This is a genomic window from Kitasatospora sp. NBC_01246 (assembly GCF_036226505.1).
Classification (GTDB): Bacteria; Actinomycetota; Actinomycetes; order Streptomycetales; family Streptomycetaceae; genus Kitasatospora.
Genome location: NZ_CP108484.1, coordinates 3,320,208 through 3,332,671, shown reverse-complemented (window position 1 = coordinate 3,332,671; position 12,464 = coordinate 3,320,208). Strand labels below are relative to the sequence as shown.

12 protein-coding genes are annotated in these 12,464 nt (G+C 73.3%); 10 read left to right on the top strand and 2 right to left on the bottom strand.

Features of this window, described 5'->3' with window-relative positions:
- Window positions 1–38: 38 nt before the first annotated feature.
- Window positions 39–515, bottom strand: a complete 477-nt coding sequence (bcp, locus tag OG618_RS14480) for a thioredoxin-dependent thiol peroxidase (RefSeq protein ID WP_329487819.1) — start codon at window positions 513–515, stop codon at window positions 39–41.
- 143 nt (window positions 516–658) lie between these two features.
- Between bcp and OG618_RS14475 the strand changes: the two genes are divergently transcribed.
- The 3 genes from OG618_RS14475 (at window position 659) to OG618_RS14465 (ending at window position 2,798) form a co-directional block, all read left to right on the top strand.
- Window positions 659–1,000 (top strand): DUF3618 domain-containing protein, encoded by a 342-nt coding sequence (locus OG618_RS14475; RefSeq protein WP_329487818.1) that lies wholly within the window; start codon window positions 659–661, stop codon window positions 998–1,000.
- A gap of 190 nt (window positions 1,001–1,190) precedes the next feature.
- A complete protein-coding gene (locus OG618_RS14470) occupies window positions 1,191–1,493 on the top strand; it encodes a GroES family chaperonin (protein ID WP_057237824.1) in 303 nt (100 codons plus the stop codon).
- 114 nt (window positions 1,494–1,607) lie between these two features.
- Window positions 1,608–2,798 carry a winged helix DNA-binding domain-containing protein gene (locus OG618_RS14465; protein WP_329487817.1) on the top strand — a complete coding sequence of 397 codons (1,191 nt, stop codon included), beginning with the start codon at window positions 1,608–1,610 and terminating at the stop codon, window positions 2,796–2,798.
- 56 nt (window positions 2,799–2,854) lie between these two features.
- Here the strand turns inward: OG618_RS14465 and OG618_RS14460 are convergent, their stop codons facing one another.
- A complete protein-coding gene (locus OG618_RS14460; protein ID WP_329487816.1) occupies window positions 2,855–5,248 on the bottom strand; it encodes a transglycosylase domain-containing protein in 2,394 nt (797 codons plus the stop codon).
- A 339-nt stretch (window positions 5,249–5,587) separates the two neighbouring features.
- On the opposite strand from OG618_RS14460, the gene OG618_RS14455 reads away from it, so the two are divergent.
- From OG618_RS14455 to OG618_RS14425, 7 genes are all read left to right on the top strand, one after another.
- Complete coding sequence (locus OG618_RS14455) at window positions 5,588–6,388, top strand: ABC transporter permease (protein ID WP_329487815.1); 801 nt, start codon at window positions 5,588–5,590, stop codon at window positions 6,386–6,388.
- A complete protein-coding gene (locus OG618_RS14450) occupies window positions 6,381–7,298 on the top strand; it encodes an ABC transporter permease (RefSeq protein WP_442906795.1) in 918 nt (305 codons plus the stop codon). Before OG618_RS14455 ends, OG618_RS14450 begins: the two co-directional genes overlap by 8 nt.
- Before the next feature lie 35 nt (window positions 7,299–7,333).
- A complete protein-coding gene (locus OG618_RS14445; protein ID WP_329487814.1) occupies window positions 7,334–8,293 on the top strand; it encodes an ABC transporter ATP-binding protein in 960 nt (319 codons plus the stop codon).
- Window positions 8,294–8,420: 127 nt separating this feature from the next.
- A complete protein-coding gene (locus tag OG618_RS14440; RefSeq protein ID WP_329487813.1) occupies window positions 8,421–9,716 on the top strand; it encodes a DUF445 domain-containing protein in 1,296 nt (431 codons plus the stop codon).
- 62 nt (window positions 9,717–9,778) lie between these two features.
- Complete coding sequence (locus OG618_RS14435) at window positions 9,779–10,849, top strand: adenosine deaminase (RefSeq protein ID WP_329487812.1); 1,071 nt, start codon at window positions 9,779–9,781, stop codon at window positions 10,847–10,849.
- A 157-nt stretch (window positions 10,850–11,006) separates the two neighbouring features.
- Window positions 11,007–11,537 (top strand): hypothetical protein, encoded by a 531-nt coding sequence (locus OG618_RS14430; RefSeq protein ID WP_329487811.1) that lies wholly within the window; start codon window positions 11,007–11,009, stop codon window positions 11,535–11,537.
- 81 nt (window positions 11,538–11,618) lie between these two features.
- On the top strand, window positions 11,619–12,455 hold the full coding sequence (locus tag OG618_RS14425) for a DUF4097 family beta strand repeat-containing protein (protein WP_329487810.1): 837 nt from the start codon (window positions 11,619–11,621) through the stop codon (window positions 12,453–12,455).
- Window positions 12,456–12,464: the final 9 nt, after the last annotated feature.

The following is a 12,464-nucleotide window of genomic DNA, read 5'->3' as shown; positions in this document are numbered from 1 at the left end:
CCGCCACCGCTTCGTTTCCGCCCCCGCGGGGGCGGCCGTCAGGCCGCCTCGACCTTGAGGTCGCGCAGCAGCTTGGCGACGTGACCGGTGGCCTTGACGTTGTACAGGGCGTGCTCGACCTTGCCGTGCTCGTCGACGATCACGGTCGAGCGGATCACACCGGTGACGGTCTTGCCGTACAGCTTCTTCTCGCCGAACGCGCCGTAGGCCTCCAGCACCTTCTTCTCCGGGTCGGAGAGCAGGGTGACCTTGAGGTCCTCGGCCTCGCGGAACTTGCCCAGCTTCTCCGGCTTGTCCGGCGAGATGCCGATGACGTCGTACCCGGCGCCCGCGAAGACCTCCAGGTTGTCGGTGAAGTCGCAGGCCTGCTTCGTGCAGCCGGGGGTGAGCGCGGCGGGGTAGAAGTAGACGATCACCTTCCGGCCGAGGTGGCCGGCGAGGGACACCTGGTTGCCGTCGGCGTCGGACAGGCTGAAGGCGGGTGCGGTGTCGCCGGGCTGGAGACGCTCACTCACGGGGGACTCTCCTGGTGCGTGGACGGGTGGTCGTACCACGGTCAACTTACCTCCGATGGTGGGTGGGGCCGCGCGGGCCGGGGCGGCAGCTGACAAACTGGGTCAGTCGCACAGGACAACATCAGTGAATTGGGGTGGCCCGAGTGGGCGAGGCGAGCACGAAGGACAAGTCGGCGCGGACGACGGCTCAGATCGAGGCGGACATCACCCGCACCCGCACCCAGCTGGCCGCGACCCTGGACGAGCTCGCCATGCGCGTCCACCCGAGCACCATCACGGCCCAGGTCAAGGCGAAGGCCGTGGCCTCCGTGGAGGAGAAGGCCGGCCGGGTGTACGTGGCGGCCAGCGGGCTGGTCGAGCAGGCCAGGGCGCAGTTCGTGGACGAGAAGGGGCAGCCGCGCAAGGAGCGGATCGTGCCCGCCGCGCTGGTCGGCGTGGGCCTGGTGCTGCTGGTCGCCTCGGCCCGCAAGCGCCGCAAGGGCTGAGGGGCGGGGTCCTGCCGGGCCGGGTGCCACCGCACCCGGCCCGCCGGATGCCGGTCCGGGGTCACGCGGGGCGCCGCGGAGCGGTACCTTCGGGGTCGTGAGTACGAACGACGAACCGACCCAGCGGACCACCTCCCCCGAGCAGGACCCGCCGCGCCACGACCGGCTGGGCGAGAAGCTGCCGATCAAGATGCTGCACGACCGCGTCCTGGTGAAGACCGAGGGCAGCGAGGGCGAGCGCCGCTCGACCGGCGGCATCCTCATCCCGGCCACCGCGGAGCTCAGCAAGCGGTGCACCTGGGCCGAGGCCGTCGCGGTGGGCCAGAGCGTCCGCTCGGTGGAGCCCGGTGACCGCGTGCTGTACGACCCGGAGGACAAGCTGGAGGTCGAGGTCCGCGGCGCCACCTACGTGCTGCTGCGCGAGCGGGACCTGCACGCGGTGGCCGCGATGCGCTTCGGCGACGCGGAGGGCTCGACCGGGCTGTACCTCTGAGGACCCGGGCGGGCACCCCGTGAGGGCTTTCCGGGCGGGTCGGCGCGCCGAGGGCGCGGCGGCCCGCAGCGCCGTGTCCGGGCGGTTGTCGGGGGCCGGCAGTAGGGTCCGGGCATGAGCAGCGGTGTGCCTTCGGGCGGAGTGCCTTCGATCGGTGACGACCAGCGCCGGGCCCGGGTCGGGCGGCGGCACCTGCTGGCGCGGGCCGAGCGGGCGGCGCGGGTGGAGGAGGTGGCGGACGCGGTCGTCGGGCTGCACGCCACGGACGCGGCGACGGTCTACCTGTCGGCCTGTGCTCGGCTGGCGGAGCCCTCGGCGGCGGAGGTCGAGCGGGCGCTGTACGAGGACGTCTCGCTGGTGAAGCTGCTGTCGATGCGGCGCACCCTCTTCGCGGTGACGGAGGAGTTCGCCCCGTACGTCAGCTCCGCGGCGGCGCGGGCGATCGCGGTCAAGGAGCGGGCCACGCTGGTGAAGCACCTGCGGGAGTTCGCCGAGGGGTGGGACGAGCCGCGGCTGGCCGCGACGGAGCGGGCCGTGCTGGCGGCGCTGGCCGTGCGGGGCGAGGCGACGACGTCCGAACTCGCCGAGGACGTAACGGCGTTGCGCGAGACGATGCTGATGGCGCAGGGCAAGCCGTACGAGGCCCGGCAGAGCGTGGGCAGCCGGCTGCTGCGGCTGCTGGCCTCGGACGGGCACGTGCGGCGCTCCCGGCCGCGAGGTTCGTGGCTGAGCAGCAGCTATCCGTGGGCGCCGGTGCCGCAGTGGCCGGACGTGCCGGTGCGGGAGGCGAAGGCCGAGGTGGTCCGGCGCTGGCTGGCGGCGTACGGTCCGGGGACGGTCGAGGACGTGAAGTGGTGGACGGGCTGGACGCTGGGGGACACCCGCAGGGCGCTGGGGGACGTCGGCGCGGTGGAGGTGGTGCTGGCCGGCGCGGTGGCGGGCCTGGTGCTGCCGGGGGACGACGGGCCGGTGGCGGAGCCGGAGCCGTGGGCGGCGCTGCTGCCGGCGCTGGATCCGACGGTGATGGGCTGGCGCGGGCGGGACTGGTACCTGCGGCCTGAGGACGTGCCGGCGCTGTTCGACCGGGCGGGCAACGCCGGGCCGACGCTCTGGTGGTGCGGCCGGGTGGTCGGCGGCTGGGCGCAGCGCCCCGACGGTGAGCTGGTGTGGCGGTTCCTGGCGGATGCCGGGGCCGAGGCGCGGGCGGCGGTCGAGGTGGAGGCGGCGCGGTTGGCGGGCTGGTTGGGCCAGGTGCGGGTGACGCCGCGGTTCCGGACGCCGCTGGAGCGGGAGCTGGTGTCCTGAGGTCCTGAGGTCCTGAGATCCTGCGGGCGCCGATAGAGGGCTCTGGGCTCCGGGCGCTACGGGGCCTGTCCGGCGGGGTGTCCGTCGGCCGGTGCGGGGGGCTGGGCGGTGGCCGGGCGGGTCGGCGGGGTGCTGGTGTCGCCGGCCGGGGGCGGGGTGCTCGGGGGCGCGGTCGGGGTGTGCGTCGGCCGCGGCGGCGCGGTGGGTCGGTTGGTGGGCGCGGGCGGCTGTTCCGGGGTGCCGGTCGGGGCGGGGGCCTCGGGGCTGGGCGCCGGCGCCGTCTCGGTGGGCCGGCTGCTGGGGCTGGGCGGGGCGGGGGCGGACGGCGTCGGGGTGTGCGTCGGCGCGGTGGTGGCGGTGGCCGTGGCGCTGGGCGACGGCGACGGGGAGGGCGAGCCGCTGCCGGTCGGCCCGCCGGTCTGGGTGGTGCCGCGGCCGGTCTGGAGGTCGAAGCGCTGGACGTCGGTGCCGTCGAGGGCGTCGGCCATGTAGGCCGTCCAGATCCGGGTGGGGAAGGCTCCGCCGTTGATCCGTTCGTAGCCGGCGGTGCCGGACAGCGGCTCCTTGGCGTGGGTCTTCGGGTTCTCCCGGAACAGGCCGACGGTGGTGGCGAGTTCGGGGGTGAAGCCGGCGAACCAGGCGGAGAGGTTGGAGTCGGTGGTGCCGGTCTTGCCGGCAGCGGGGCGGCCGAGGTCGAGGGCGGCGGCGCCGGTGCCGCGGGTGCTGACGACGTCGCGCAGGACGTCGGTGACGGCGTCGGCGGCGCCCCGGTCGAGGGCGCTGGTGGGGACGTGTTCAGGCATCTTGGGGACGTCGATGGCGCCGCCGGAGTTGACGCGTTCGAGTTTGCCGACCGACCAGGGGGCGTACGTCTGGCCGTGGTTGGCGAGGCCGGCGTAGGCGCCGGCCAGGTTGAGGGCGCTGGGGGTGGCGGTGCCGAGCGTCATCGAGGTGTTGGCCGGGTCCATGCCGGGGACGTTGTCGGGGATGCCGAGCCGGACGGCCGTGTCGCGGACGTGGGCGAGTCCGGCGTCGACGCCCTCCTGGGCGTACACCGAGTTGACGGACTTCACCATGGCGTAGCGCAGGGTGATGCTGCCGTAGTCGATGCCGTCCTCGTTGGGCGGGGCGTACGGGGTGGGGCCGCCGGTGACGGGGCGTTCGCTGGTGCCGTCGTAGCGGGTCTCGGTGGTGATCGGGCGGCCGTCGCCGCTGCTGCGGCCGGAGGTGAGGCCGGCGGCGAGGTCGAAGGCCTTGAAGGTGGAGCCGATCTGGTTGTCCTGGCGCAGGACGTCGTTGTAGGGCTGCTTGGCGTAGTCGGGGCCGCCGTAGACGGCGACGACCCGGCCGGTGGCGGGTTCGACGGAGGCGCCGGCGACCCGGACGTCGGTGTCGGTGGCGGGCCGGGCCACGGGGTCGAGTTCGGCGGTGAGTTCCTGCTGGACGGCCTGGACGAAGGCGTCCTGGCGGGGCTTGTCGAAGGTGGTGGTGATGCGCCAGCCGCCGGACTTGAGGGTGGCGGCGTCGATGATGCCGGCGGAGACGAGGTAGTCGTCGGCGACGCCGACCAGGTAGCCGGACTGGCCCTTGAGCCCGGTGGCGGGCTGGGGGTCGATCGGGTCGGGGAAGGTGGTGGCGGCGCGGTCGGCCGGGCTGAGGAAGCCGAGTTGGACCATGCCGTCGAGGGTGTAGTTCCAGCGGGCGACGGCCTTCTCGCGGTTGGCGGGGGTGGCGGTCTTGACGTCGTAGGCGCTGGGGGCCTGGAGCAGCGCGGCGAGGTAGGCGCCCTGGGGGAGGGTGAGGCGGGAGACGTCGGTGCCGTAGTAGGCGTGGGCGGCGCTCTGGATGCCATAGGCGCCCCGGCCGAAGTAGCTGCTGTTGAGGTACCCGGTGAGGATCTGGTCCTTGCTGCGCTGCTGGTCGACCTTGAGCGCGATGAAGAGTTCGCGGCCCTTGCGCTCGATGGTCTGGTCCTGCGTCAGGTAGTAGTTCTTGACGTACTGCTGGGTGATGGTGGAGCCGCCCTGGGTGCCGCGTCCGGTGAGGGTGTTCCAGCCGGCCCGGACCATGCCCTTCAGGTCGATGCCGCCGTTGCGGTAGAAGGTGCGGTCCTCGGCGGAGACGACGGCGTGCCGGGTGTCGAGCGGGATCTGGTCGATCGTGACGTCGGTGCGGTTCACGGCGCCGGTGCGGGCGATCTCGGTGGTGCCGTCGGCGTAGAGGTAGATGTTGTTCTGGGCGACGGCGTGGGCGTTGGCGTCGGGCACGGGGACGATGAGGTAGAGCACGGCGAAGGAGCCGACGGCGAGCAGCAGGGTCGCGGTGAGCGCGCCGAGGGTGACCCGCCAGGTGGGCAGGAGCCGGCGCCACAGCGGCTTGGCGCGGCGGGCTTCGCGGCGGGCGGCCCGTCTGGCGCTGCGCCGGGTGCTGTGGTCTGCCCTCAAGGTCATGCCGCGATTATGTGCTATTTGACCCGTGATCAGGCGTTGGAATAACCGGGTGCGCGGGAAGATCGCCGGAGGTACGGTGAAAGGTGCGAACCACATAGCGCACCCAGTTCGGGCAGCTCCGCCCGCCTGACCCGGCACCCCCCCGGGTGGGGTCGGCCGGGGCCGGTCCGCGTGCGCCGGTGTCCCCGGGGACATCTGCCCGCTCCTATTTGTCGACAAGGAGACAATATGTCGAACGCTCTTCCCGCCGAGTCGCGGTTCCGACACCCTCCCGATCCCGATCCCGATCCCCGTGGTGCTCCACATCCCGCGGGCGCCGTCGGCGGTCCGGGCGCCGCGGTGGCGCTCTACCTCGCCATCGCCCGCGGAGCCTTCCGCCGCTACGCCACCTACCGGGCCGCCACCCTGGCCGGGGCCTTCACCAACACCGTCTTCGGCTTCATCCTCGCCTACACCTTCGTCGCCCTCTGGCAGGCCCGGCCCGGCCTCGGCGGCTACGACCAGAGCGCCGCCGTCACCTACATCTGGGTCAGCCAGGCGCTGCTGGTCACCGTCGCGGTCTGGGGCGGCGGCTTCCAGGACGACGTCCAGGACCGGTTCCGCAGCGGCGACATCGCCATCGACCTCTACCGCCCGGTGGACTTCCAGGGCTGGTGGCTGGCCACCGACCTCGGCCGGGCCGGCTACCACCTGCTCGCCCGCGGCACCCTGCCGATGCTGGCGGGGGCGCTGGTCTTCCGGGTCCGGCTGCCCGAACACCCGCTGACCTGGCTGTACTTCCTGCTGTCGGTGCTGCTCGCGGTGGTGGTCAGCTTCGGGCTGCGCTTCCTCGTCTCGCTCACCGGCTTCTGGCTGCACGACTCGGAGGGGGTGCGCTCGGTGATGCTGGTGGTGTCGATGTTCTTCTCCGGGATGCTGCTGCCGCTGGCCCTCTTCCCCGGCCTGCTCGGCGAGATCGCGCCGGTGCTGCCGTGGGCCGCGCTGATCCAGGTGCCGACCGACGTCTTCCTGGAGCGCTCGACCGGGGCCGCGCTGCTCGGTGCGCTCGGCTTCCAACTCGTCTGGGGCCTCGGGCTGGTCCTCCTCGGCCGGGGCGTCCAGCTGCTCGCTACCCGCAAGGTGGTGGTCCAGGGTGGCTGAGCCGGCCCTCGCCCGCGCCGCGGCCCCGCCCGCCGGAGGCGACCCGCTCCCGAACGACCCGCTCTCCACCGGTCCGCTCCCGACCGAGCGGGGCCTGCTCGCCCGGACCCGCTGGGCGCTGCGCGCCTGGTGGCTCACCGCCGCGATGTGGACCAGGGCGACGATGTCCTACCGGGCGTCCTTCGTGCTGATGCTCGTCGCCAACCTGGTGATCACCTTCCTCGACTTCGTCGTGGTGATCCTGATGTTCCGGCACACGGACCGGCTCGGCGGCTGGACGCTGCCCGAGCTCGGCTTCCTCTACGGCACCTCGGGCTTCGCGCTCGGCATGGCCAACCTGCTGGTCGGCAGCGTCGACGGCCTGGGCCAGCGGATCCGGGCGGGCACGCTGGACACCATGCTGATCCGGCCCGCCCCGGCGCTGGCCCAGGTCTGCGCCGAGCGCTTCTCGCTGCGCCGGATCGGCCGGCCGGTGCAGGCGGTCGGGGTGCTGGGCTGGTCGCTGGCCGCCCTGGACGTCGACTGGACCTGGGACCGGGTGCTGCTCGTCCCGTCCCTGCTGGTCTGCGGTACGGCGATCTTCGCCGCGGTGTTCGTGGGCTTCGCCACCCTCCAGTTCTGGTGGGGCGAGGCCAAGGAGATCCAGAACGCCTTCACCTACGGCGGCGCCACCGTGCTGCACTACCCGCCGACCGTCTTCGCCAAGGAGCTGGTGGCGGGCACCGTGTTCGGCGTCCCGCTGGCATTCGTCAACTGGCTGCCCGCGCTGCGGATCCTCGACCGGCCCGACCCGCTCGGCCTGCCGACCGCCTTCCAGTACGCCTCGCCGATCGCCGCCGTCCTCGCACTGGTGGCGGCCGGGCTGGCCTGGCGCGCCGGGCTGCGGGCCTACCGCGGCACCGGCAGCTGACCCGGCCCCGAACCCCCTTCGAAAGCAGGACTCCCATGGCACTGATCGAACTCGACGACGTCCGCCGGACCTTCACCGTCCGCGCCAAGGCCGGCCGGCTGAAGCGCGAGAAGCGCGAGGTCCGCGCGGTGGACGGGCTGAGCTTCACGGTGGAGGCCGGCGAATGCGTCGGCTACATCGGCCCGAACGGCGCGGGCAAGTCCACCACCATCAAGATGCTCACCGGCATCCTGGTGCCCTCCGGCGGCCGGCTGCGCGTCGCCGGCGTCGACCCGGCCCGGGAGCGCGTCGCGCTGGCCCGCCGGATCGGCGTCGTCTTCGGGCAGCGCACCACGCTCTGGTGGGACCTCCCGCTCCGGGACTCCTACGAGCTGGCCCGCCGGATCTACCGCATCCCCGAGCACCGATATCGGGCCAACCTCCGACGCTGCGTCGAACTGCTCGACCTCGGCGCCCTGCTGGACACCCCGGTGCGCCAGCTCTCGCTCGGCCAGCGGATGCGCGGGGACCTGGCGGCGGCGCTGCTGCACGACCCGCAGGTGCTCTACCTGGACGAGCCCACCATCGGGCTGGACGTGGTGAGCAAGGGCCGGGTGCGCGACTTCCTGCGCGAGGTCAACCGCGACGAGGGCACCACCGTGCTGCTCACCACCCACGACCTCACCGACATCGAGCAGCTCTGCGGCCGGGTCATGGTGATCGACCACGGCCGGGTCGTCTACGACGGCGGCCTGGAGGGGCTGCACGCGGCGGGCGACAGCGAGCGGACCCTGGTCGTCGACCTCGCCGAGGCGCGGCCGCCGATCGAGGTGCCCGGCGCCCGGGTGGTGAAGGTCGACGGGCCGCGGCAGTGGCTGGCCTTCCCGGCCCAGCAGAGCGCCGCCCCGATCGTCGCCGCGGTCGCCGACCGGTACCCGATGGTCGACCTGTCGGTCCGCGAGCCGGCCATCGAGGACGTGATCGCCCGGATGTACGCGGAGGTCGCGATCGGCTGACCGGCCCCGGCGCGGCGGGCGTGCGTCCGGTCCGGTGGCCGGGCCGGGCGCACGGCGTTCCCACGGCGGGGGCGCGTCTTTGTGGGGCGCGCCCTCCGCATGCGCCGGCAACGGGCAGACTGGCGGGGTGAGTGACGATGCCTTCAGCGGGACCGGGCCCGGGGTCCGGTTCACCGCGGCCGACGAGGAGAAGAGACGCGGCGTCCGCCGGATGAAGACCATCGCGACCGGCCTGCTGGCCTTCGCGACCCTGGTCTTCGCCCTGGCCACCTGGGCGAAGGCGGCCGGTGCCGGCGCCTGGGCGGGCTACCTGGCCGCCGCCGCCGAGGCGGGCATGGTCGGCGCGCTCGCCGACTGGTTCGCGGTGACCGCGCTCTTCCGCCGTCCGTTCGGCCTGCCGATCCCGCACACCGCGATCATCCCGACCAAGAAGGACGCCTTCGGCAAGTCGCTCGGCGACTTCGTCGGCGACAACTTCCTCTCCGGCCAGGTGGTGCGCGGCCGGCTAGCTGCGCTCGGCATCGCCCGCCGGCTGGGGGAGTGGCTGGCCGCGCCCGGCAGCGCCGAGCGGGTCACCAAGGAGGCGTCGGCCGCGCTGCGCGGCGTCCTCGCGGTGCTGCGCGACGACGACGTCCAGGCGGTCGTCGGCGAGGCGGTGACCAGGCGGGCCGCCGCCACCTCGGTCGCCGAGCCGATGGGCCGGATGCTCGGCAGGGTGGTCGCCGACGGCGGCCACCACGGCGTGGTCGACCTGATCGCCGTCCGGGTGCACGACTGGCTGACCGAGAACCACGAGGAGGTGGTCCAGCGGGTCACCCAGAAGACCCCGGGCTGGACGCCGAGGTTCCTCGACCACCAGGTCGGCGAGCGGGTCTACAAGGAGCTGATGCGGTTCGTCACCGACATCCGGGACGACCCGCACCACGCCGCGCGCGGCGCCGTCGACAACTTCCTCGCCGACTTCGCCACCGAACTGCAGAGCGACCGGGAGACCATCGCCCGGGTCGAGCGGGCCAAGGCCGACCTGCTGGTCCGCCCCGAGGTGCAGGAGCTCATCGCCTCCACCTGGGCCGCCGTCCGCGCCCTGGTGCTGACCGCGGCGGAGGACGAGGACAGCGAGCTGCGCCGGCGCATCCGTGACGGCGTGCGCGACTTCGGCGCGCGCCTGGCGACCGAGCCGAAGCTCCAGGCCAAGGTGGACGGCTGGCTCCAGGACGCCGCCCAGTACCTCGTCGACACCTACCGTGCGGAGATCACCTCGCTGATCTCCGAGACCGTGGCCGGCTGGGACGCGGACGACGCGTCCCGCAAGATCGAGGCCAACGTCGGCCGTGACCTGCAGTTCATCCGGATCAACGGGACCGTGGTCGGAGCGCTGGCGGGACTGCTCATCCACACCGTGGCGGTTGCCCTCGGGGGCTGAGCCACCTGTGCTTATCCTTGCGGACACAGCTTGATACGCGCGTAGAGAAGAAGGGCACCACCGTGGTCCAGCCGGACGGAAGTCGGATCGGAAACCCCACCGCGAACCGGGGCATCGAGGCGTTCATCGCCGGGATGCCCAAGGCGGAGCTGCACGTCCACCACGTGGGCTCGGCCTCGCCGCGGGTGGTCGCCGAGCTGGCCGCGCGCCACCGCGGCCGGTCGAAGGTGCCGGTCGACCCGGCCGCCCTCGCCGAGTACTTCACCTTCACCGACTTCGCCCACTTCATCGAGGTCTACCTCAGCGTCGTCGACCTGATCCGCGACGCCGAGGACGTCCGCGCGCTGACCTACGGCGTCGCCGAGGACATGGCCCGGCAGAACATCCGGTACGCGGAGCTGACCATCACGCCGTACTCCTCGGTCAGCCGGGGCATCCCCGACGTCGCCTTCATGGAGGCCATCGAGGACGCCCGGGTGCGGGCCGAGAAGGACCTCGGCGTCGTGCTCCGCTGGTGCTTCGACATCCCCGGCGAGGCCGGTCTGGCCGCCGCCGAGGAGACCGCCCGGCTCGCCGTCGACCTCGCCCCCGAGGGCCTGGTCAGCTTCGGCCTCGGCGGCCCGGAGATCGGCGTGCCGCGCCCGCAGTTCAAGCCGTACTTCGACCGGGCGCGGGCGGTCGGTCTGCGCAGCGTCCCGCACGCGGGCGAGACCACCGGCCCCGAGACGGTCTGGGACGCCCTGCGGCTGCTCGGCGCCGAGCGCATCGGCCACGGCACCCAGGCCGTGCGGGACCCGGCCCTGATGGACCACCTCGGCGAGCACCGGATCGCCCTGGAGGTCTGCCCGACCTCGAACATCGCGACCCGCGCGGTCGAGCGGATCGAGGAGCACCCGATCCGGCAGATGGTCGACGCGGGCCTGCTGGTCACCGTCAACAGCGACGACCCGCCGATGTTCGGCACCGACCTCAACACCGAGTACGCGGTCGCGGCCCGGCTGCTGGACCTGGACGAGGCGGGCGTCGCCGCGCTGGCGCGCAACGCGGTCGAGGCGTCCTTCCTGGACCCGGCCGGCAAGGCCCGGATCGTCGGCGAGATCGACGCCCACCTGGCCGGGTGGGGCACGGTCTGACCTTCCCCTGGAATGCCTGCGGGCCGGTGCCGTCCTGGACGGTACCGGCCCGCGGTGCGTCCGGCGGCGGGCCCCGCGCCGACGCGTGGCGCCACTCTTTCGGGTCATGGCGCCAAAAGGGCTTGGTGTGGCGCCATCGGTGTGCCATTCTTGGGTCATGGACCTCTCGCCGTACGTCGACAACCTCCGGAACGAGCTCGCGGTCGCAGCGAGCGCGGGCGGAGACGAAGCCCGTGCCCTGGCCGAGCGCCTGACTCTTCCGCTGGAGTCGGCCGTGCGGCTCACCCTTCTCAACGCCCTCTCCGCCGCGATGGGCGAGGTCACCCGTGATCTCGCGCCCGGCTCGGTGGACGTCCGGCTCCGGGGGCTGGATCCGGAGTTCGTGGTGATGGCGCCACCGTCGCCGGAGGTGTTCCACGACGCCGGTGAGCGGTCACCGGCGCCGGTGGCACCGCCGGTGGCACCGGCGGGGCCGGAGGGGGAGGACGGCAACACCGCCCGGATCAACTTCCGCCTGCCCGCCCACCTCAAGACCAGGGTCGAGGAGGCGGCCGGTCAGGAGGGCCTCTCGGCCAACGCCTGGCTGGTGCGCGCCGTCGCCGCCGCCCTGGAGCCGGGCGAGCCCGTCCGGGCCGTCGGGCGGACGGTGTCACCGACCGGGCAGGGGTTCACCGGCTGGGTCCACTAGGTTCCGCGCTTCCCACTCCTTCTCCTTCCACCCCGTCCGACCGGCGGGTTCATCCATCAGAGCCAAGAGAACGGGACAGCCATGCCTTCTTTCGACACTCCCGGCCCGATCAGCGCCACCATCGAGTTCGACATCGCGTCCGTCCGGATCGCCGCGGGCAAGCGCACGGACACCGTGGTCGAGGTCCGGCCGGCGGACCCGGCGGTCGAGGCGGACGTCAAGGCCGCGGAGCAGACCAGGATCAGTTACGCGGGCGGCGCCCTGGTGGTGAAGGGCCCGAAGAAGCGCTCGCTCTTCGGGCGGGCGGGCTCGGTCGATGTCACCGTCGAGCTGCCGGCCGGCTCGGAGGTCCACGGCAACGCGCCGATGGGGGACTTCCTCTGCGAGGGGCTGCTGGGCGACTGCCGGGTGCGGACGTCGGTCGGCCGGATCCAGGTCGAGCACGCGGACTCCGTCCACCTGCGGACGGACCACGGCGACGTCCGGCTGCGGCGGGCCGACGGGGACGCCGAGGTCAACGGCTCCGGCCGGGTCGAGATCGGCACCGTGGCGGGCACGGTGACGGTGAAGAACCTCAACGGCGAGACGGTGATCGGCGAGGCCGGCGGGGACCTCAAGGTCAACTCCTCCAACGGCCAGATCCAGGTCGGCGCGGCCCTCGGGGACGTGGACATCAAGACGGCCCAGGGCGCCATCCGGATCGGTGAGGTGGTCCGCGGGCGGGTCGTCCTGCAGAGCGCCATCGGCGAGCTGGAGGTCGGCATCCGCGAGGGCACGGCCGCCTGGCTCGACGTCCACACCAAGCTCGGTAGCCTCCGCAACTCGCTCGGCGCCGCGGCGGGCCCCGGCGAGGCGACGGAGCGGGTCGAGATCCGGGGGCGGACGCAGCTCGGTGACATCGTGATCCGGCGCTCCTGACCACCCGGT

What these genes read in the sequence shown, in the direction of transcription:
- OG618_RS14470 (WP_057237824.1), top strand. Translation starts at nt 1,191, where the DNA reads ATGCTGCACGACCGCGTCCTGGTGAAGACCGAGGGCAGCGAGGGCGAG.
- OG618_RS14465 (WP_329487817.1), top strand. Translation starts at nt 1,608, where the DNA reads ATGAGCAGCGGTGTGCCTTCGGGCGGAGTGCCTTCGATCGGTGACGAC.
- OG618_RS14460 (WP_329487816.1), bottom strand. Translation starts at nt 5,248, where the DNA reads ATGACCTTGAGGGCAGACCACAGCACCCGGCGCAGCGCCAGACGGGCC.
- OG618_RS14445 (WP_329487814.1), top strand. Translation starts at nt 7,334, where the DNA reads ATGGCACTGATCGAACTCGACGACGTCCGCCGGACCTTCACCGTCCGC.
- OG618_RS14430 (WP_329487811.1), top strand. Translation starts at nt 11,007, where the DNA reads ATGGACCTCTCGCCGTACGTCGACAACCTCCGGAACGAGCTCGCGGTC.
- OG618_RS14425 (WP_329487810.1), top strand. Translation starts at nt 11,619, where the DNA reads ATGCCTTCTTTCGACACTCCCGGCCCGATCAGCGCCACCATCGAGTTC.